The sequence below is a fragment of the Spirosoma daeguense genome, assembly GCF_054776875.1.
In genome coordinates, this window is sequence record NZ_BAAHBF010000004.1 from 102,869 (window position 1) to 124,863 (window position 21,995).

The 21,995-nt window shown below is 48.3% G+C and carries 18 protein-coding genes; 16 read left to right on the forward strand and 2 right to left on the reverse strand.

What is annotated here, in order from left to right; translation table 11 throughout:
* Positions 1–74: 74 nt before the first annotated feature.
* Positions 75–1,226, forward strand: a complete 1,152-nt coding sequence (locus ACYVD4_RS13375; protein ID WP_460946374.1) for a sigma-54-dependent transcriptional regulator — start codon at positions 75–77, stop codon at positions 1,224–1,226.
* Positions 1,227–1,295: 69 nt separating this feature from the next.
* Here ACYVD4_RS13375 and ACYVD4_RS13380 read toward each other — a convergent pair whose 3' ends face one another.
* The gene (locus tag ACYVD4_RS13380) at positions 1,296–2,414 is read right to left on the reverse strand and encodes a LuxE/PaaK family acyltransferase (RefSeq protein WP_460946376.1); all 1,119 of its coding nucleotides are present in this window, start codon (positions 2,412–2,414) and stop codon (positions 1,296–1,298) included.
* A gap of 37 nt (positions 2,415–2,451) precedes the next feature.
* On the opposite strand from ACYVD4_RS13380, the gene ACYVD4_RS13385 reads away from it, so the two are divergent.
* Positions 2,452–2,994, forward strand: a complete 543-nt coding sequence (locus ACYVD4_RS13385; protein ID WP_460946378.1) for a hypothetical protein — start codon at positions 2,452–2,454, stop codon at positions 2,992–2,994.
* A 101-nt stretch (positions 2,995–3,095) separates the two neighbouring features.
* On the opposite strand, the gene ACYVD4_RS13390 is transcribed toward ACYVD4_RS13385, so the two are convergent.
* The gene (locus ACYVD4_RS13390; RefSeq protein ID WP_460946380.1) at positions 3,096–4,292 is read right to left on the reverse strand and encodes a sensor histidine kinase; all 1,197 of its coding nucleotides are present in this window, start codon (positions 4,290–4,292) and stop codon (positions 3,096–3,098) included.
* 325 nt (positions 4,293–4,617) lie between these two features.
* Between ACYVD4_RS13390 and hemA the strand changes: the two genes are divergently transcribed.
* The 14 genes from hemA to ACYVD4_RS13460 all read left to right on the forward strand — a co-directional run bounded on the left by hemA (position 4,618) and on the right by ACYVD4_RS13460 (position 21,943).
* Positions 4,618–5,925, forward strand: a complete 1,308-nt coding sequence (gene hemA / locus ACYVD4_RS13395) for a glutamyl-tRNA reductase (RefSeq protein ID WP_460946382.1) — start codon at positions 4,618–4,620, stop codon at positions 5,923–5,925.
* Between the two features lie 143 nt (positions 5,926–6,068).
* The gene (locus tag ACYVD4_RS13400; RefSeq protein ID WP_460946384.1) at positions 6,069–6,662 is read left to right on the forward strand and encodes a DUF4230 domain-containing protein; all 594 of its coding nucleotides are present in this window, start codon (positions 6,069–6,071) and stop codon (positions 6,660–6,662) included.
* A 125-nt stretch (positions 6,663–6,787) separates the two neighbouring features.
* Entirely contained in the window at positions 6,788–7,357 is a 570-nt protein-coding gene (locus ACYVD4_RS13405; protein WP_460946386.1) for a YqgE/AlgH family protein, read from the forward strand.
* A gap of 133 nt (positions 7,358–7,490) precedes the next feature.
* Positions 7,491–8,099, forward strand: coding sequence for an outer membrane beta-barrel protein (locus ACYVD4_RS13410; protein ID WP_460947539.1), 609 nt, complete (start codon positions 7,491–7,493; stop codon positions 8,097–8,099).
* 103 nt (positions 8,100–8,202) lie between these two features.
* Positions 8,203–8,676 (forward strand): NADH-quinone oxidoreductase subunit A, encoded by a 474-nt coding sequence (locus ACYVD4_RS13415; protein WP_460946388.1) that lies wholly within the window; start codon positions 8,203–8,205, stop codon positions 8,674–8,676.
* A 48-nt stretch (positions 8,677–8,724) separates the two neighbouring features.
* Positions 8,725–9,219, forward strand: a complete 495-nt coding sequence (locus ACYVD4_RS13420; protein ID WP_460946390.1) for an NADH-quinone oxidoreductase subunit B — start codon at positions 8,725–8,727, stop codon at positions 9,217–9,219.
* Positions 9,220–9,314: 95 nt separating this feature from the next.
* Entirely contained in the window at positions 9,315–10,259 is a 945-nt protein-coding gene (locus tag ACYVD4_RS13425; RefSeq protein ID WP_460946392.1) for a hypothetical protein, read from the forward strand.
* A 113-nt stretch (positions 10,260–10,372) separates the two neighbouring features.
* On the forward strand, positions 10,373–11,047 hold the full coding sequence (locus tag ACYVD4_RS13430; RefSeq protein WP_460946394.1) for an RNA polymerase sigma-70 factor: 675 nt from the start codon (positions 10,373–10,375) through the stop codon (positions 11,045–11,047).
* A 47-nt stretch (positions 11,048–11,094) separates the two neighbouring features.
* The gene (locus ACYVD4_RS13435; RefSeq protein WP_460946396.1) at positions 11,095–12,099 is read left to right on the forward strand and encodes a FecR family protein; all 1,005 of its coding nucleotides are present in this window, start codon (positions 11,095–11,097) and stop codon (positions 12,097–12,099) included.
* Between the two features lies 1 nt (position 12,100).
* The gene (locus ACYVD4_RS13440; RefSeq protein WP_460946398.1) at positions 12,101–15,553 is read left to right on the forward strand and encodes a SusC/RagA family TonB-linked outer membrane protein; all 3,453 of its coding nucleotides are present in this window, start codon (positions 12,101–12,103) and stop codon (positions 15,551–15,553) included.
* 14 nt (positions 15,554–15,567) lie between these two features.
* Complete coding sequence (locus ACYVD4_RS13445; protein WP_460946400.1) at positions 15,568–17,013, forward strand: RagB/SusD family nutrient uptake outer membrane protein; 1,446 nt, start codon at positions 15,568–15,570, stop codon at positions 17,011–17,013.
* 33 nt (positions 17,014–17,046) lie between these two features.
* Complete coding sequence (locus tag ACYVD4_RS13450) at positions 17,047–19,284, forward strand: polysaccharide lyase family 8 super-sandwich domain-containing protein (protein ID WP_460946402.1); 2,238 nt, start codon at positions 17,047–17,049, stop codon at positions 19,282–19,284.
* Between the two features lie 6 nt (positions 19,285–19,290).
* Positions 19,291–20,601, forward strand: a complete 1,311-nt coding sequence (locus ACYVD4_RS13455; protein WP_460946404.1) for a polysaccharide pyruvyl transferase family protein — start codon at positions 19,291–19,293, stop codon at positions 20,599–20,601.
* A gap of 10 nt (positions 20,602–20,611) precedes the next feature.
* Positions 20,612–21,943 (forward strand): polysaccharide pyruvyl transferase family protein, encoded by a 1,332-nt coding sequence (locus ACYVD4_RS13460; RefSeq protein ID WP_460946406.1) that lies wholly within the window; start codon positions 20,612–20,614, stop codon positions 21,941–21,943.
* Positions 21,944–21,995 lie beyond the last annotated feature (52 nt).

Below are 21,995 nucleotides of genomic sequence, written 5' to 3' on the forward strand. Positions count from 1 at the left end.
TAAAAACATATAGGGCACCCGATATAAATAAATTCTGACTTACTTTTACTTACCGAATAAAAATATCCAGTTCTATGGCCAAACTGATTATCGTGGATGATGAGTGGAAAATCCGGGCAGCGTTACGCGACATCCTGGAGTATGAAGGCTACGAGGTCGATGAAGCAAAAGATGGAGAAGAAGGGCTGGAAATGATTCTGCGCAGCAATTACGATGTTGCCCTGTGCGACATTAAGATGCCTAAACTGACCGGTCTTGATGTTCTTTTGAAAGCTAGTGAAGCCAGCAAAGCCACACAGTTCATCATGGTTTCAGCATTCGGCAATGTCGAAAATGCTGTTGAAGCAACCAAACGCGGAGCCTACGATTTCATTACAAAACCACCCGATCTGAACCGCCTGCTCGTTACGGTACGTAATGCCATTGAGCGGGCCAAACTGCTGCAGGAAACCAAAACCCTGAAGAAACGTATCTACAAATTGAACGAAATTGTTGGCGAATCAGAGCCAATCAAGAAAGTAAAGGATACGATCAATCGGGTAGCAGCAACTGAAGCCCGGGTACTGGTTACAGGAGCCAATGGTTCGGGGAAAGAAATGGTTGCCAAACAGATTCATGAAAAAGGTAGCCGCGCAAATCACCATTTAATAGAGGTAAACTGCGCAGCTATACCTAGCGAACTAATTGAAAGTGAACTGTTTGGTCACGAAAAAGGTGCTTTTACAGGCGCTGCGGCCAAACGTACGGGCAAATTCGAACAAGCCGACGGTGGTACGTTGTTTCTCGATGAAATTGGTGATATGAGTTTGTCGGCTCAGGCGAAAGTGCTTCGGGCGTTGCAGGAGAACAAAATAACTCGTGTTGGTGGCGATAAAGAAATCAAGGTAAACGTACGGGTTATTGCGGCTACTAATAAAGATCTTCGGCAGGAAATCATAAACGGCAATTTCCGCGAAGATTTATTCCACCGGCTCAGCGTTATTATGATTCACGTACCGCCCCTGGCCGAACGTCGGACCGATATTCCCTTGCTGGCCGATAAGTTTTTGCATGATATTGCCACCGAATACGGAGCATCGCCTAAAGAGCTGACGCCCGATGCCATGGCTTATCTGCAATCCTTACCCTGGACTGGTAATGTTCGTGAGCTACGTAACGTTATTGAACGATTGGTCATCATGTGTGGCGATCTGATTTCGCTCGATGATGTAAAATCGTACGCATAACTCAATGATAGAATTACAGAATGATTGAATAGCTTCTCTGAGCTGGTATTCAATCATTCTGTAATTCTATCATTCTATCATTAAATTACACCCTCGCACATCGGAATTGTCGAAACGCCCGATAACGCGGAAATTTCCTTCATCACCAACGTATTGACCAAGATCCTGCGTTTCGATAAATGAACAGGAATCCAGATTAGCTAAATCCGCTACGTTGATACCACCCGACCGCGTGGTGTCATGATCGTAAAAACAAAACGGATCATTAATATCTCGGAGGAAAACACGTAACGTTGCGCTTGGCCGAAATACGCCCTCTCCCATCGAATACGCCTGCGACAAAAGTTCGGTCATACCATATTCCGAATGAATGGCCTGCACGTTCAATTTCTCTTTGAGCAACGTATGAACTTCATCGCGTAGTAACTCTTTACGTCTTCCTTTCATACCGCCCGTTTCCATAACAATTAGATTTGGAAGATCGCCCAGAAAAGATAAATCTGATGACGATTCGGCCCAGTCGAGCAATCCAAACGTTACGCCGATAAGAAGTATTTTTTTCCCGTCTTTCTGGCGGCTAAGTGCATGCAACTGTTGGGTCAGTTCGTTATAGTTGTGGAGATAAAACCCGCTTGTCGGTTCATCAACGATAGACTTTCCGGCCAAAGGCTGTTTACTTCGGTCTATAAATCGCTGAACCATATACACCAGTGAGGAGTTATTTCGTTCAAGGTAGGAAGGCAGTAACGCCAGAATATGAACGTCTTGAAGAGGCCCATATAGTTGTTCAAAAAGTTGAGCACTGATGGCATCGTAAAGCGCCGAATCGGGCACATAATGCCGACTGGTTTGTTCGCCTGTTGTACCACTACTAGTAAACGCCAACGTATTAGTTAGAATCGGTTCCGATGAGTTTATAAAACTGGTTAAGACAGCGTGCTTTTTAAAAAAACTAATAGGCATAAACGGTATTTGACGAATCTCCTGAACCTGTTCCGGGCGTATATTCAGATGCCTTAAATAAGTTTTATAAAGCGGATTATGAGCCGACTGGTAGTAGAAAACAGATAGTGCCAGTTTTTCAAATTGAGCGGCATTGGGCGAACAACTACTAATTGACAGAATTTCGTCCCGCAATGCCCGGCGAGTCGGCTGAGCTTCGGCTGAGTAAATGAGTGAAAAAGACAATAGATTTAAGCGTTTATTGCGTAACAAGTACAACAATATGCAACGGCAACAAATTCAACCGTATTTCTTCATTCTGGGAGCAGCGTTGCTTCTTTCATCTTGTTTTACCGAACCCGACTACCCTAATACGCCCGAAATAGACTTCAAGGGCCTGTTTAAATATACCCTCAATGCTGGCACAGGCGTTGGTCAATCGAGACGCGATTCAGTGGTGATTACAATAGGCTTCCGCGATGGAGATGGGAATCTGGGTACAGCATCTCCACTTTCGAAAGCCGATTCGGCTAAATATGCATCGAATGGTGGCTGGGGGAATTATCAGATTCGTACGTTTCGACTAGTCAACAGCAGATTTGAGGAGTATCCTCTTTCAGTAAATAATACACTTATTTTTCCGGAGCTAACGCCTGGTAAACCCAAAGGGGCTATTGAAGGTAAGCTGGATTTTTATCAGATATTCCCTTATGGTACTAGCTTCCAGCTTTATCGGACGAAGTTTCAAATCAAAATTCGGGATCGCGACCTTAACGAAAGTAACGTAATCGAAACCGATACGTTAACCGTACCTTTTCCACGGTAACGTTTTTATTTAGATTTTTAAGGTTATAAAGTTATAGGGTTGTAAAGTTGGTGAGTGCGTCAGCCAACTTTACAACCCTATAACTTTATAAATCTAAAGCCTTATTTTACATTCAGTACAATTCTGAACGTAGTACCTTTTCCCACTTCGGAGCTTTTTACAAATAGTTTGCCGCTGTGATATTCTTCCACGATACGTTTGGCCAATGTGAGGCCTAATCCCCAACCCCGTTTTTTTGTGCTGAAACCCGGCGAGAATACCTTCTGCATATTCGCCTTAGAAATTCCTTTCCCTGTATCGGTAATGTCGATAGCGACCTGCTGATGTTGTGGCAATGCTATCATATTCAAGCGCAGCTCGCCCGTTCCTTTCATAGCATCGACCGCATTTTTACAGATATTCTCAATTACCCATTCAAATAGAAGTTTATTGATTTTAACAAGTTGATCAGCAGGTAATTGACTATCAAGAGTCATTTTCACTTTCGTCGAAATTCGTCGGGCGAGATAGCTGGTAAACTGGCTTACTACGTCATTGATATTTTCTTCTTTCAATGTTGGAATCGACCCAATACTTGAAAAACGAGCTGTTATCGTTTCCAGACGCTGTACGTCTTTCTCAATCTCGTCGGTTATGCTGGAGTCATACTGAGCAGGGTCAGAACGCATATACTCAACCCAAGCCATCAACGACGACATTGGTGTACCAAGCTGGTGAGCTGTTTCTTTCGCCAAACCTACCCAAACGCGGTTTTGCTCGGCCCGGCGTGATGAACTAAACGATAAATAAGCCAATACGCTCAAGATGGCCAGAATAGCGAGCAATACGTATGGGAAATAGTTGAGCTGAATCAGCAAATTTGAATTATTGTAATAAACCAGCCCACGCACGCCATTACCGATCTCAACGGCCAGAGGAACGTGATTTTTACGCATCTCCGCAATTTTCTGCCGCAAAAACTGCTCGGTTTCTTCAGCCGTATAATCTTCAGGAACGTCGATATTCCGTTTCATGGCAATTTGCCCGTCCGGATTGAGATAAATAGCCGGAATACTTTTGTTGGCTTCCAGAATTTCGCTCGTCACAAACGTAAGATCACCCGAAGCAGCATGACTGGTATCGACCAGAAAGGCAATGCTATTGGCATATAATTTCACATACTGTTCTTCACGACTCTCTAATTGATTAATCAATCGATCCGTATATAATAACGACGCCGTTCCGACCAGCAGCAGATTCAGAGCCACTATAATTTTCAGAGTGTTATTCTGACTGTAAATGTCAAATGACTTCAGCATAATTTCGTACTGATTTCAGACAGTTTATTTCCTGATTTTTGCTATCTGAAAGCACTTATTAGATCTTTATTTTTGCAATTAAATAGATAACGCGTTCCAGCTCGCAAAATGCTTGTTTCACCCGGCAAAATGTGCATTTAGCCCAATGAAGAGAACGTCTGAACTGCGTTATGTGTTACTTTTACGGATAGGATTGAAAACAGAGCGAGTGGAATTATTTAGAAGTTATCTAAATAGATATTGCCGCCCGAAAGGTTGTTTTTACGTCCATGATTGTGTTGTAAATTTGTGCAGGTCAATGGCCATTTAGTGTGTTTTATCGAAAATGTTAGATACGTTCAAAGCAATTAGTTTATCTCATAAAACGGCTCCCCTGCGGATACGTGAACTAATTGCACTTAACGAAGACGAAGCTAAGGGGCTTATGCTCCGGCTACGTGATTTTTTCGGGCTGACAGATTTATTAGTCATCTCAACCTGCAATCGTACCGAAATATACTACGCCCTCGATCAGGCTGGCGCTACTGATACTATAAACGCAGATATTGCGCGGTTGTTACTGATTGAAAAGGGTCTAACCGACTCCGATACGTATCTACCTTATTTTCAGTTTTTCGATGCGCACGATGATGCCGTTCGACATCTGTTTGAGGTTTGTACCGGATTGCACTCGCAGGTTGTAGGCGATATGCAAATACCGAACCAAGTGAAGCAATCGTACCAATGGTCGGCTGATCTTGACATGGCGGGTCCGTTTCTGCACCGATTGATGCACACGATTTTCTTTACCAACAAGCGGGTTGCTCAGGAAACGGCTTTTCGCGATGGTGCCGCTTCGGTTTCGTATGCTGCGGTTGAATTGATCGAAGAACTGGTTGGTGAACACCAGAAACCAAATATTCTGGTTGTTGGTCTGGGCGAGATTGGCACCGATGTTTGTAAAAACCTTGAAGCCCGCGCCGGTAACGATGTAAGTCACATTACTCTCTGCAACCGTACCCGGTCAAAATCAGAAGCACTTGCCCAACAATATGGCTTTCAGGTTGCGGATTTCGACAATCTGACCGACGAAATTCATCGGGCGGATGTGATCATCACATCGGTTATGCTCGATGATCCACTGATTACGCCCGAATTGCTACGTAATGTAAAAGTGCTGACATTCAAATATTTCATTGATTTGTCGGTACCACGTAGCGTCGATACGTCGGTTGAGCAGATTCCTGGCGTACTGGTCTATAACATCGATCACATTCGCAATCGGGCCGACGAAGCACTGAATCAGCGATTGGCTGCCATTCCGCAGGTTGAGGCAATTATTTCGCAGGCAGTTGCTGAATTCGGCGATTGGTCGAAAGAAATGGTTGTATCGCCAACGATCAATAAATTAAAAAATGCGCTGGAGCAGATTCGTCGCGACGAAATTGCCCGACATCTGAAGCATCTTACACCCGATGAGTCGGAGAAAATCGATAAAATTACCCGGGGCATCATGCAGAAAATCATTAAACTTCCGGTGCTTCAGCTCAAAGCAGCCTGCAAACGTGGTGAAGCCGAAACGCTCATCGACGTACTGAACGACCTCTTCGATTTAGAAAAGCAGCCTGTTGAAGAAAGCAGACATACGTATTAACAATTACCAAGTTCTCAAAAACGCCCTGCATCTGCTTAGATACAGGGCGTTTTTTATTGATGTATTCTATAACTTTCCGGTCATTCGCTACGTTCTATCCATCCAATGGCATACGTAGCATTGCGCAAATCAGTTGTTAAGCCATGTCCCGATTGTTAACCATTCTTTTCCGCCTGTTTCTGTTAGCCGTACTAGCAGTTGGCTTGATTGCGATCTGGGAACAGATACGTAGCAATGACGTCATGAGCAGGTTTCGGCGGGGCGACAAGACTACGCAAAGTGTTGTTTTGAAAGAAATAAAGGAATTAGGACGGCTGGAACTTGTACGTTATACATTCAAAGACATTGTTGAACACGAGCAGGTCAATACGTTTCTACCGAATGCAAACGCTATTTTGCTGGTAGAAGGTGAAGCAACTGGCTGTCTGGATCTTACAAAGATCACTCCAGCCGATATCAGGGTAAATACCGATTCGATAATCATTCTATTACCCAAGCCCGAACTTTGCACCTGGAAAATCAATCACGACCGCTCACGCGTGTATGACACCCGATTTTCGTTTCTGAATGAAGCTCAACTCGTAAGTGATGCGTATCGGCAGGCCGAGCGACAAGTTCGTGAAGCCGCCCTGAATAGCGGCATATTAGTCCAAACCAGCCGTAATGCCGACCAGATGCTACGTCCACTGCTTGAACGGATTTCTGGACGTAAAATCAAATTAGCCTTTCAAATGTGATACAGATGAATCTATAGGCGTAAATTGTTCGTAAAATAAGGAAGCTAGCCTCAGAAAATCGTTTGTATCAATACAGGAGAAAAAAAGTCGTTACTTAGTACAACTCACGCAGCAACCTGATGCCTATGTCTAGCCAGTCTATAGTCGTTACCAACGGCGACCTGCTGATTGCCGAACCCTTTATGGGCGATACCAATTTCGAACGTAGTGTTGTGCTGGTTTGTGAGCACAGTACGTCAGGTACGTTTGGCCTCGTTCTTAACCAATTGACGGATATTCATCTCGGCGATGTTATTGATGAAGTACATACCGATCTGCCACTTTTTGTAGGCGGGCCGGTTCAGCAAAACACCCTGCATTTTATTCACCGACGCCCCGATCTAATCGATGGCTCCATTCGCGTAATTGACGGTTTATACTGGAGTGGTGACTTTGAGCAGATTAAGAAGAATGTTAATCTGGGAACCCTCACAGAGCATGATGTTCGATTTTTTATTGGCTATTCGGGCTGGAGCGAAGGTCAGTTAGACGCTGAGTTAGGCCAGAAAGCCTGGATCGTAAGCCAGAGCAACCGAACTAGCGCCGAGTTTTTATTCGAAACACCGACAAAGGAATTCTGGCGGGGCGTATTGAAACGAATGGGGGGCGAATACAAATCGATTGCCCATTATCCGGTCGACCCACGACTAAATTAGGCGATTCGTTACGTTCAATTGAGGGCGTAACAACGGCTTCTTAACTTTTTTTAACCAACTTTGTGCATCCTTGAAGTCCAGCGTTTCGGTAGTATTACGTTATCGAAAGAAAACGCTCATGTTAAACGCTTGTATGCATACGTATCGGTTACTTTTTTTTCTAGTTGCAATTAGCTTTCCCGGCCTTGTTCTGGGGCAAAGTAATAAGCCAGTTGGTGGTCATTTCGGGCTCAAACTCGGCGGGTCATTTACCCAGATATCTATTTCTGGGGTCAGTCCGAATATTCCTCACCGTGCCCTCGAACCACATGCTGGCGTCATGTATCGGTATCGGTACAATCGATTGGTTCTACAGCCCGAAGCATTGGTAGGTATCCGTGGTGGTACGTTCCAGCAGGAGCTAACGACGGGTGGACGTTCCACAACCAGTGTGTCTTATTATTACGCCAGCCTCCCAATTCTTCTTGGCTATATTCCAACTGAAGGCATTACGATTCAGGCGGGCCCTGAGTTTAGCTATGCATTAAATGGTGGACGTACCGGCGGGCCGGGCCTTAAGTACGACACGGGAATTGTTGTAGGTGCGCACTACGATTTTCTCGATATGGCCGACAAATTTAGCCTGCATGTTCGCTACGTTCATGGCCTTGTCAACGTATCGCCCGAGCCCACGGCTCAATATTACAATCGCAATCTACAGGTAGGCATTGTCTATAACCTGTATCAGAAGAAGAAAAAATAAAGTTGTAATAGAAGTGGGGAGCGCGTAGTAGGAGTGCTAGCGCTTTATTTCAAAAGTATAAAACTCCTACTACGCGCTCCTCACTCTTACTACTCCAAAAGATATGCTTTCCGACTTTGGCATCATATTGTTATTTATTGTGGGGGCATTTGCGTTCATTGCCATCGTGCTGTTTGTAGCGCGTTTGCTACGTCCGAATCGTCCGAATATTGAAAAAAACAGTACGTATGAATCGGGCGAGGAACCCGTTGGAAATGCCAATGTGCAGTTCAATATCCGGTTCTACGTTGTGGCATTGGTGTTCGTTCTGTTCGATGTTGAATTGGTTTTTCTCTTTCCATGGGCAACTGTATTTGGTCAGGAGCAACTGATTAAAGCGACAAACGGCTTATGGGGCTGGTTCGCCCTGACCGAAGCAATTCTCTTTGTGGCCATTCTGGCGCTGGGGCTGGCTTATGTCTGGGTAAAAGGCTATCTGGATTGGGTGAAGCCAACACCGAAAATTCCAACCATCGAAACCAAAGTTCCAAAGCAGTTGTATCAACAGGTAAACGACCGGTATAAGGGTAGATTGTAAATTGCAAATTGTAGAGACAAGGCATGCCTTGCCTCTACCTATAAAATTATGACCTCTCATTCTATATCTGATAAATCGGGCGAAGCCAGCGTTTTGCTGATGCACTCGGAAGATTTGCTCAACTGGTCGCGAGAAAAATCGCTTTGGCCGCTTACGTTTGGGCTGGCCTGTTGCGCTATAGAGATGATGGGAGCCATGGCCTCAAATTACGATCTAGAACGATTCGGTATTTTTCCTCGCCCCTCCCCTCGCCAGTCTGATATTATGATCGTTTCGGGAACGGTTACCTACAAAATGGCCGACCGTATCCGCCGACTCTATGAGCAAATGGCCGAGCCTCGTTATGTAATTTCGATGGGCTCATGTTCAAATTGTGGAGGCCCTTATTGGCAACATGGTTACCACGTAGTAAAAGGCGTAGACCGCATTATTCCAGTCGATGTATACGTACCGGGCTGCCCACCCCGTCCCGAAGCACTGATTGATGGTTTTCTGAAATTACAGGAAAAAATCAGGACGGAACATCCGCTTTCAGGCGATTGATTAGTAACGAAGTATTTTCGTTTGGCCGACGCGAACAAAAATTCGTAATATGTGCCTTGAAAAGCCTGGGCACTCCGGCTAATATCTGACAGAACGTGAATTCGCTTCTTCTTTCTTTCCGCCAAACGCTCGGCAGTCTTCGGCTGGTATGGCTTCTGTATGGCATTACGCTGGTGCTTGGGCTCATTGCGGCACTCCCTTTTTATAATACTCTGAAAGTCGAAGGGCAAGATTCGCTGGCTTTCGAAGAGCTACTGAACGGTTTCGACTATACCGTTATCTCCGATTTTCTTCACCAAAGTAAAAAGGCTGTCAATCCACTAGTCAGCGTTGGGCGATGGTTAGGGCTTTTCTATCTATTTCTGAGTGTATTTTTTGCGGGTGGTATTCTGCTACGTTTCGCCCAACCCAATTCCCGATTCGATGCCGGTACGTTCTGGCAGGGCTGTACGCACTACGTTGGTCGGTTTCTGCGATTGTTGGGCGTTACGTTCGTCTTTGTTTTAATTGGCGGAGGACTATGGCTTGTAGCAGGTTCGTTAGTAGCGGTGCTCGCCAATGACGCGGTAACCGAGCGTGGCCAGTTCTGGATTGGTCTATCGTTTTTTGTTCTCTTCGCGCTGACCGTTACGTTGGTGTTGTGCATCAACGATTACGCTAAAGTGATTTTGTTTCGGGAAGATCAACGTAGCGCACTACGTGCTTTTGGTCTCGCCGGACGACTTGTGCTACGTAACCCGGTAAAAACCTACGGAATTTATTTGCTCCTTATTCTGGTCGGAACGGGTTTATTCGGTATCTATTTCTTGCTCGATTCCCTTATTTTAATGAGTGGCTGGCTCACCATTCTGCTCATGTTTGTGGTTCAGCAAGCTCTGATTTTCATACGAGTCGGTTTGAAAGTTTGGGCGTTGGGAACGGCCTATAGCGTTTACGGATTCCTGCCCAAACCACAACCCCTGCTACGTCCCGAACCAGTTATTGAGACAGTTCAAGAAACAAGTATTCCTCCCGAAAATCCAGCTCCAATAGATGAATGACAGCCGGGCGACTAAAAATAAAGGATAACAGGAAAAAATATTTATGTTCTTATGTGAGGTAATAAAGTCCAAACTTGTCTATGTTAAGTACTACCCGCTTAACGGACGTTTGTATGTCTCTATTACCGTTAAACAGTGACCTTCCTAAACCCGATAGCTTTCCTCGACTGTCGGTTAATAAAAGACCAGAATCGACGCCCAACGTGACGGACGACGAATTGATGCTTCGTCAGGCATTTACGCAAAATGCTCAACAAGGCTGCGCTTTGTTGTTTCGGCGCTACTATACCAATCTGGTTAACCATGCCGTCCGCTTCGTGTATTCGAAAGAGATAGCCGAAGATTTGGTAGCCGAGGTTTTCACTACGTTCTGGCAAGACCGGATTTTTGAAAACATTACTACGTCGTATCGCGCTTATCTGTATCAGGCCGTTCGGTACCGCGCTTACAATTATTTACGCTGGGAACTCCATCAGTCCGATTCGCTGGAGTCGGCAAAGGAGCAATCGGTTCCAACGTCGCTGCAACCTGATCAGGTGCTTCATTACAGCGAACTCCATCAGAAAATCGACGCGGTAATTCAGAACTTACCGCCCCAATGTCAACGCGCTTTTCTGCTCAGCCGAATCGAAGGAAAGAAATACACAGAAATCGCGCAGGATATGCAAATCAGCAACAGTGCTGTTGAAAAACTGCTCATCCGCGCGCTGAGCAAACTTCGGCAGGAGCTAAAAGCTGAATGGTTCATTACGTTGGTAATTGGCCTCTCGTCCCTTCTCGGTTTATAATTCACAACCTATCTCACCTTTGTTAATCAACATACTATCAAGCAGTTATGAACCAATCACCTTTAAAAAATATTGTCTTTGATTTTTTCGATGGAAAAGCGACAGCCATCCAGCGAAAATACATCGAAGCCTGGCTGACCGACGAAACGAATCGGGAAACGTATTACCAATATCTCGATGAATGGGAAAGTCAGCATCCGCAGTTCGCCGTCGATGACGATACTGCGCTGAACCAATTTCAGTCTGTTCTCCAGCAAAATACGCCTTCGGCCAACCAGCCCAGAGAGTCAAAACCGATGCGTGTGTCCTGGACAGCCGGTTGGATAAACTGGCAAATAGCGGCTTCAATTCTATTGATTAGTGCCATAAGTGCTTACTGGTTTCGGGCAGAACTGCTTTATACTACGTATCGGACCGCTTATGGTGAAACCGCTACGTTCCAGCTCTCCGATGGTACGTCGGTTGCCCTAAATGCCAATTCAACGCTACGTGTTCCCCGCTTCGGATTTGGCAGCGATACCCGCGATGTTTTCCTGAACGGTGAAGGCGAATTTAAAGTAACGCATAAGACTAATAATCAACGATTTGTGGTTCGGACATCCGGAAATTTTCAGGTCGAAGTGCTGGGTACGGAGTTTGTCGTCTACGCTCGTGAGCGGGGCAAGCGAGTTTTCCTTAATAAGGGAAAAGTAAAGCTTGAACTCCCTCAGGGTCAGCAGCTCTACATGAAACCCGGCAACGTAGTAACCGTAGCTAATTCGGGACGGTATAAACTCACCCAATCAGCCCCTGCCCGCCCATATACGGCCTGGAAAGAGTACTGGTTTTATTTCGACAATACGTCACTTTCTGAAGTTGCCGAACAGATAAAAGAACGCTTTGGCGTGAAAGTGATTGTGGTTGACGCGCAACTGGCGCAGCGACGCATTGCCGGAAATTTCAAGGCTGAAAAAGCAGATGATTTGCTCCAGATTCTGTCAGAGATGCTCAATCTGAATATTGTAAAAAATCGAAATCATATCGAATTAAGAACTTCCAAACAACCTCAGTAACATGTTTCGTTTACCTATACCCAACGCCTGGCTTGTTCTGTTCGGTTTGCTGTGTCAGCAATTGGCATTAGCTCAACCATTCGCACTGGCACGTCAGCAAAATAAATCAACTCGTGCTACACAATCAGTCTTTGCCGAAGGGCAGAAACTTAAAGAGGTTCTCACCGAACTGAGCCGCCAGCATCAGGTGAGTATCCTGTTCGAAGAAACAACCGTTCAGGGCATTGTCGTACCGGCTGAAGCCCGTAATCGGTCGGGTAAGCTGGAAAAGCAATTGCAAACGTTGCTGAAACCTTATGGTCTTCAGGTAAAAAAGTTAAATGAGCAGTCTTACTACGTCATCAAATCGGATGATCGAAAAACGAGTGCATCGGCCGGTTTAGGTCAGCCCGAAGCCAGCTTACAGCAGTCGTCCGAAAACAGTTTTTCGCCAGTTTCGCCGTTGAGTCCAAAGATGGCTCCACTGGCACCCGAAGACATTCGCGTAGTTGGCCGCGTTACGGGCGATAAAGGCGAAGCACTCCCTGGTGTGAACGTAGTGATTAAAGGCACGATACGTGGTACCAGTACCGATGCCGAAGGGCGTTATCAGATAGCCGTTCCCGACGAAAAAACGGTGCTTGTTTTCAGTTTCGTCGGATACACATCGCAGGAACTGGCAGTCGGCAATCGTACATCGTTGAACGTTACGTTGCAACCCGACAATCAGTCGCTAAACGAAGTCGTGGTAGTTGGCTACGGTACGGTGAAGAAATCGGATCTGACCGGGTCGGTGGCGAAGGTAGGCGAAGCGAATATTAAAGCCACGCCGATTCCATCGCTCGACCGGGCCATGCAGGGTCGTGCGGCCGGTGTTCAGGTAACGACCAACTCGGCACGTCCGGGCGGAAGTGCTACGATACGTATCCGGGGTTCCGGGTCAGTAAACGCCAGCAACGACCCGCTTTACGTGATCGATGGATTTCCGACGGGAAACCTCAACTCAATCAATACGGACGATATTGAGAGTATCGAAATTCTGAAAGATGCCTCAGCAACAGCCATTTACGGCTCACGGGGTTCGAACGGTGTTGTGCTGGTAACCACCAAACGGGGTAAATCGGGAAAGTCCGTAGTGAGTTACGATGGCTACTATGGTAATCAGACTCCACGGTATATTATTCCCCTGCTCAACGCCCGTCAGTTTGCCGAACTGGTCAACGAAGCGCAGACGAACAACGGCGGCAAACCCTATTTTGATGGTAGTACGGCTGATCGGCCGCTGGCTTCTACGCTGGGCGAAGGCACCGACTGGCAGCGGACTGTACTACGTGATGCACCTATTCAGAGTCATCAGCTTTCCATTTCGGGAGGGGGCGCTACGTCTCGCTACGCGGTTTCGGCGGGTTACTTTAGCCAGGACGGTATTATTCCCCGGTCCGATTTTAAGCGTTACACCCTGCGTACCAATCTGGATAACGAACTGTCCTCACGGGTTAAAGTGGGCATGACTATACAGGGAGCTTATACAATCAGCAATGGACCGCGCACGGAGACTGCCGGAAACCGGGCTGTCGACGGTGTAATTGCCTCAGCGTTCAATTACTCACCTACGTTCCCGATCTACAATGCCGACGGTAGCTATTATAAAAACGTGGGCGTGCTGAACGGTTTGGGAGCGGATAACCCAATGGCTATGGTTAGGGAATTTACCGACCGTACCTCGCTGATACGTCTGTTGGCGAACACCTACGTTGATGTAAAAATTCTGGAAGGACTGACGTTCAGAACCAGCTTCGGTGCCGATTTGCTAACCTCGAAGAACAACTCTTACATTACCCGACTTGCTACGTTAGGGGCCAGTTTGGGCGGAAGCGGTTCGGTTAGCTCGTCACAATCCATAAACTGGCTGAACGAAAATACGCTTAATTACAGCCGTCAATTGGGTAAAGATCATAACATCAATGCGATAGTAGGCTACACATTTCAGGGAATTAATGCGGAATCGGTGGATGCGAACGCCAATACGTTTGCCGATGATTTTGCATTGTATAATAATCTCGGAGCGGGTTCTACGTTGGTTGCACCGAGCACTGGCGCTAGTCAATGGCGACTCATTTCGTATCTGGCTCGCGTCAATTACTCGCTCAAAGATCGCTTTCTGTTTACGCTTACCGGTCGTCGCGACGGTTCCAGCCGTTTTGGTCCGAACAACAAGTTTGGCTTTTTCCCATCGGGTGCTTTTGCCTGGAAACTGGCGAATGAACCCTGGATGAAAGGACTGACAGGCGTATCGGATGCTAAAATCCGGGCCAGCTACGGCTTATCCGGCAATCAGGAAATCGGGAACTATCAGTATCTGGCCAACATTACCTCAACTCCTTACGTTTTAGGGGGTGCTTTACAGGTAGGATCGGCTACAGGCGGCATTGGTAACCCCGATCTGCGGTGGGAGAAAAACGCCCAGTTCGACGTTGGCTTTGACATTGGCCTGTTCAACAACCGGCTTCAGATATCGGCGGATTATTACAACAAACTAACGTCTGATCTCCTCTTCAGCGTGAGCGTACCCACCTCGTCGGGTTTCGGCAACACACTCAAAAACATTGGTAGCGTGCGCAATACGGGTTTCGAATTTGCGCTGAATACGATCAACGTAGACCGGGGCGGCTTCCGCTGGACATCGGAATTTAACATTACGTTTAACCGGAACAAAATCCTTACCCTCGATGGTCGGCAGGAGTTTCGGACTGGTTCCGACGCCACTATTTCGAACACGGGGCAAAACCCGATTCTATTGCGTGTAGGCAGCTCGCTAGGCAATTTCTTTGGGCTGGTAACGAACGGTATTTTTCAGAATCAGGCCGAAGTGGACGCATCATCTCAGAAAACGGCTAAACCCGGCGATCTTCGCTACGTAGACCGTAATGGCGATGGTATTATCAGCGATCTGGACAGGGATATTATCGGTAATGCCAATCCTGATTTTTTTGGTGGGTTTAACAATACGTTCTCCTACAAAGGCTTTGATCTGAATCTCTTTGTTCAGGGAAGTGCTGGAAACGAAATCATCAACTACGCTACGTTCGACCTGATTAATCTAACGGGCGGCAACAATCAGTCAGCGCGTGTACTGGAACGCTGGACGCCAACGAACGGCGGTAATACGATTCCTCGTGCCAATGCCGCCGGTGGTTCGCGGTTGCTGTCGAGCCTGCACGTAGAAGATGGCTCATACCTGCGTTTGAAAAATATTTCGCTGGGTTACACGCTGCCCACTACGTTGATTAACCGGGCTGGATTTTCGTCGGTCAAAGTATATGTAGCGGCTCAAAACTATCTGACGTTCACCAAATACACGGGCTATGATCCCGAGGTAAACCGCTACGGTAGCTCGTCGCTTAGTCAGGGAATTGACTACGGCGGGTATCCAGCCGCTAAGACTTTATTGATTGGCCTGAACCTGAAACTCTAAACCGAACTCCGATCATGAAAATTAACCGTCTTTTACTGATAATTCCGGTATTTCTGGCGTTCGGTTGCGAAAGTCAGCTCAATTTGTCGCCCGTTACCAATCTGACCAACGCTACGTATTACAAAAGTGCCGACGATGCCAGAGCCGCGCTGGGAGCCTGTTACAACGCGATTGGAAACGTCGATCCGAACCTCGATATCACAACTACCGACGATGCCATTCCGTTTCTGACAGGTGACGCGAACCGGCCATTGCTGTGGCGTTATCAAATAACACCGGCCAACGGATTTATCTCGCAATACGCACCTGCTTATCGGGGTATCAATCGTTCCAACATCGTTATTGATCGGTTGCCGGGCATTCCAATGGACGAAACCCTGAAGAAACGCTACGTTGCCGAAGCCAAATTTTTGCGGGCCTTGCATTACTTCAATCTGGTTCGTTTTTACGGTGACGTACCGTTAGTAACTTCAGAAACTACGTCGCTGGATGGGCTTGAACTGGCCCGGTCGCCGGTGGCGGACATTTACGCCCAGATTGAAGCCGATTTGAAGGAAGCCGAGAGTGTGTTACCCAAGAGTTACCCAGCCGCCGAATCGGGCCGGGCCACGCAGGGAGCCGCCAAAGGTATACTGGCAAAAGTTTATCTGACCCGCGCCGGTACAACCGCCAGTTCGCCGTTTTGGGCACAGGCGGCAGCCAAAGCGAAAGAAGTTGTTGACTTGGGTGTCTATGACCTCTACGCAAACTTCGCCGATGCATTTGCCTTGAGCGCTCGGGGCGGAAAAGAGAATATTTTTGAGGTTCAGTACCTTACCGACGTGCGCGGACACGGAATTGGCCGGGGTTTTGGGGTTCGTTCTGCCTTGATTTATCCAAGTGGTGGATCAGGAATTGCGCGAGTTAGCCAAAGTTTGTTCAATGCCTACTCCGATGCCGACAAACGGAAAGCCGTTTCATTCATCACATCTTTCGTGTATAACGGGGCAACTACGGTGCTGTCGATCACCGACCCGGACCCAACCAAAGCCGTTTCATTCCAGAAATTATGGGACAAAACGGCAAAAACGGCCGGTGGCGAAGGCACCAGTTTCCCAATATTACGGTATTCAGATGTACTGCTTATGCAGGCAGAAGCTTTGAACGAAGTGAACCAGGGACCAACGGCTGAAGCGTATGCGGCCATTAATAAGGTACGAACCCGCGCTGGGATTCCGGCTCTTTCAGGGCTAACGTATCAACAGTTTAAGGATGCCGTTGCATTGGAACGTCGACTGGAACTGACCTTTGAAAACCATCGTCGTTTTGACCTAGTACGTACCGGAAAACTGGTTGACGCGGTGAAGGCCGATAATACCTTCAGCCGAAATCCGGTTATTCAAGCGTTTCACAACCTGCTTCCGATTCCGCAAAACGATATGGATGCGAACCCGAAACTGGTGCAGAACCCAGGTTATTGATAAGCAGGGATTTTCCTTTAGATACGGCTACTTATGCGTAAAGAAAATCGCTTGCCTAATCGGCGTACCTTCCTTAAATCGACTGGTGGGGCAATTGGGGGTCTGGGATTAATCTGGCCCGGTTTCGACCTGACACAACTGACTGAAACAAGTAATGCTCCTTCAGAACTGGGGCTTATTCAGCAACGGCTCGCCGAACATTATCTGACCCTGATCCCGGAAGTGAACTGGATTAGCACGGAACAACTGCTTGCTACGTTAGACCCGACGGGTCATTGGCCTGATCTGGAAGCGCAGTTCAAACCCGAACACGAAGGCATCAAACGCTACGGTCACTGCACCCGCATTCTGAAACTGGCGGGAGCCTTTCACGAAGCGAAGGGACAACAACGTAGCGAGCTGGCCAGCGCACTGCATCGGGCGTTAAGCGTGTGGCTGGGTAAGCCTCATCCCCCATCGGCAGGCTGGTTCTACCAGATTGGTTCGCCTTTAGCGTTAGGACAGGCCGCCGTGCTGATGGGCAATGAGTTATCAGCAACCGAAAAAGCGCAGATCGTTACAATTCTGAAAACCTGTGTACGGCCCGATGGCGTTCTGGATTATTCCGGCTCTCCGGCAACGGGAGAAAACCTAATGCACGAAGCCTCTATTCAGGTATTGGCGGGTCTACTGTCGAACGATGCCGCCTACGTAGCGCGGTACGCCAGGCAGGCCGAACAGGAAATTGGCCCCGGTCGGCGAGAAAGTATTCAGGTCGATTACAGTTTTCACCAACACGGTCCCCAATTTTATTCGGGCGGATTATACGGGCTTGGTTTCTCCCGCGACGCTACGGCTTTGGCGTTGGCGCTACGTAACACATCGCTGGCTTTTGCGCCCGACAAAATAGAGACGCTGACCCGCTACGTCCTCGACGGTCAGCAACCGCTTACGCGGGGTCGTTCGCTTGATTTTACGACTGTAGGACGAATGGTTTCGTGGCCGGTGAAACATGGCCCCGATCACGACTCCGGTTTCGGAACCGAAGCCGCCTGCGATCATTTGATTCCGTTTGGCGGCAAACGCCAGGCCGAACTTCAGGCGTTTGCTCGTCGGATGCGGGGCGAAGCGGAACCCCAAACGGCTCCAGTCGGCAATCGGGTTTTCTGGATGTCGGACTACGTAGCGCATAACCGGCCCGGTTTTCAGGCGTCGGCCCGTATGTCGTCGCGCCGGGTCTACAGTCATGAATCGGGTGGAAAGCAGAACGAGTTAGGCTATCATCTCGGCGATGGAGCCATGTGCCTGATGCAGACCGGCGAGGAATATCGAAACATTTTCCCAATTTGGGACTGGCGTCGGATTCCGGGGGTAAGTTGTGTCTATAATCCGAGTGTACCCTTACCGTTGCACAGTTGGGGCGCTGGTTCGTACGGCGGCAGCGACTGGGCGGGTGGCGTCTCCGACGGAACACTGGGTGCAGCGTCTATGGAAGTTCATCGGGGTGGCTTACACGCGCAGAAAGCCTGGTTTTTCCTGGATAACGTAGTGGTCTGTCTGGGCGCAAGCGTTCGATCTTACGACGCTACGTTGCCCGTTGTAACCAGTGTTAATCAATGCTGGGTCAAGGGCGGAGTTACTACTAGTGAACAAACCGCTCCGTTGCCTGCTGGCGAAACCCACACCCAAACCAAGGCGGGCTGGGTTCACCACGATGGCGTAACGTATCTCTTTCCGCAGGCAACAAACTTACGTATCCGTACCGAGCGGAAGTCGGCCCCCTGGAAAACACTTAACACGGCACCGCACCGGGAAGCCCGCGAAGACCCTAAAAACCCACCTCCCGCCATTGAGGGCGACGTATTCAGTCTCTGGATTGAACACGGGAGTTCGGGCTCGAAAGACGGTTCTACCTATAGCTACGTAGTGGCACCGGGTCTGAAACCAGCCGATATTGCCTCTTTTCAATCGCCAACCGTTGTCACCAATACGACTAGCATACAGGCCATTGCGCTCCCCGATTTGGTGCAGGTTATATTCTGGAAACCGGGTTCACTGGATTTACCCAATCAGCGCAAACTGACTGTTGACCAGCCCTGTATTGTGCAATGGCGACGTAGTGAGACCAATCGGTGGACACTGTCCATCGGCAATCCAACCCATCGCGCCGGAAAGGTGACGGTTCGGGTGCAGGATTCAACCGCATCGGCAAAGCCCATCGCAACGACGTTTACCTTCCCGGAAGGTCCGGAATCTGGTCGTCCACAGGTACAATCCTTCCCGAAAGCTTAATTAATTATGACGTCACGCCGACATTTTCTAAAGGTATCTGGTCTGTCGATGGCTGCTACGGCAATTCCGTTCCAACCATCGTTTGCAGCCGCCAAACCCGTTATTCTGCTCAAGTCATCGTGGAACGATATGAACATTGGCGACATTGGCCATACGCCCGGCACGCTACGTCTGCTGGAACGCTACGTTCCCGAAGCGCAGGTTGTGCTCTGGCATGCGGCTCCCCGGCCTATTACGGAAGCGCTGGTAGCTAAAAACTTCCCGAAAGTGAAACTGGTTTCGGGCGAATTTGCTCCCGACAAACCCGATAGTCCGGTTATAAAGGCATTCAACGAAGCCAATCTATACATTCATAATTCGGGTATGCCGATGAATTACGGCCTGTTTAGTTACGAATGGACTGCGCCGATGGCGAACCTCACGCCGATGCTTTATTGCTACGAGCGGAACATTCCGTTTGGGCTGTATGGCCAGTCGTTCGATAAGTTTGCCTCCCCTTCCGATTTGATTTTCCGCGACGTACTGAATCGGGCCGCTTTCATTTATACCCGCGACAAAGATTCACTGAATTATTTGCAGGAAAACAAATTCAAACCTGCCGTGCTTGAATTCGGGCCAGACGGTTGTTTCGGTATTGATGTGCGCGATGAGGAAAAAGGACTGGCTTACCTGAAACAGACCGGGCTGGAAGCGGGTAAATTTCTGGCGGTCGTGATTCGGACGAATACGCCCCCGCTCGATGGTCACGGCAAGAGCAGTTTCCTGAACCCCGCCGACCCAACGCCCGAACAACAGGCTCAAAACCGCGACTGGATGGCTAAAACCGGCGCGGTAATTACCAACTGGGTCCGCAAAACCGGGCAAAAGGCCCTGATCGCTCCCGAATCGATCAAAGAAACCAAATACGGCAAGACGATGCTGTACGATACGTTACCCGACGACGTAAAACCGCGCGTTGTTTTTCGTGATACGTTCTGGAGTGCCGACGAAGCGATGTCGGTTTATGCACGCGCCCATACGGTGTTTGGTATGGAACCACATTCGCTCATTATGGCACTGGCGCTAGGCGTTCCGGTTATTCATGCCCGCTCCATCTGGCACGGACGCAAGGGCTGGATGTTCCGTGATATTGGCCTGAATGAGTGGCTGTTCGATATTAACACCACCTCAGCCGATACGATGAATACGACCCTGATGCAGATTCATCAAAACTATCCACAGGCCAAAGAAAAAGCCCGTATGGCCATGCAGGTGGTTGCCGACCGCCAAAAAGCATCGATGCAGGTCGTGCGTAAGCTTATTAAACTGACTTCTTAATACATTCGCTATGAATAACGAAACCCATTCAACCCGTCGCAACTTCCTGAAACAAACGCCCGCTCTGATCGGGTTACTATCCAGCATTCCGGCGTTGGCGCAATTGACCGAAACGCAACCGGGGGCAAATGGTCTAGCAGCAGACGGTCTGGCCCCAAAAAAATCCATTATACTACGTTCATCGTGGCAAACTGTCAACATCGGCGATATTGGACATACACCGGGCGTTCTAACGTTGCTCGAAAAATACCTGCCCGACGTAGAAGTGCGGCTGTGGCCGTCGAGCGTGGATAATGGCGTTGAAGAACTGCTGCGCAAACGGTTCCCGAACGTACCGATTATCCGAACGCCGGAGGAAATTCAAAAAGCCTTTACCGAATGCGTCTTTCTGTTGCATGGCTCCGGCCCCTCGCTGGTGGCGACTGGTAGCGTAGTGCAGTGGGATAAAGAAACCGGGAAACCGTTTGGCGTGTATGGCATTACGTTTCCGGGCGTCTACAGTCCCGACCCGAAGGCCGTGGTAACGCCCAATCCACAAGCCGTTGAGATGCTCAAAAAAGCACAATTTGCGCTTTTCCGGGATTCGATTTCGCTGGAGTTCGCGAAGAACATTGGTATAAAATCGCCCATTATGGAGTTCTGCCCCGATGGTGCCTTTGCCGTTGATCTACGTAACGATGCCGCTGCCACTACGTTCATGAAAGAGCACGGGCTGGAAGAAGGCAAGTTTATGTGCGTGATTCCGCGCACACGCTTCACGCCCTATTGGGAAATTCCAAGCAAGAAAACCCCTTTCAATGAAGAACGTGACGCACGGAATAAGGCCATGCGCGAACACGATAACGCCCCCCTTCGCGAAGCCATTATCCAGATTGTTCGGCAAACTCCGCTGAAAGTACTGATTTGCCCCGAAGATGAAACGCAGGTAAAACTCGGCAAGGAGATCCTGTACGATAAACTTCCCGACGATGTGAAAGCAAAAGTCGTCTGGCGCGACCGCTACTGGCTAACCGACGAGGCCGTCAGTACGTATATCCGGTCGGCGGGGTTGTTTGGCCTGGAGATGCACTCGCCCATCATGTGCATCGGCAATGGCATTCCGGCTATTGTCGGACGTTTTGCCGAACAAACCAGCAAAGGTGCCATGTGGAAGGATATCGGCCTCGGCGACTGGCTGTTTGATTTTGACAAAGAAGACGATATTGCCCGTTACGCTCCAACGGTACTGGAAATGGCTAAAAATCCAAAAGCCGCCAAAGCTAAAGCCGCTAAAGCCCGCAAATACGTAGAGCAACGCCAGCGCGAAACGATGGGATACGTCAAAAAAAATGTAATGGCGTAACTGAGTTTTTTTGGCAGGATTTACGGGATGAACATGATTTTTTATCAGTATT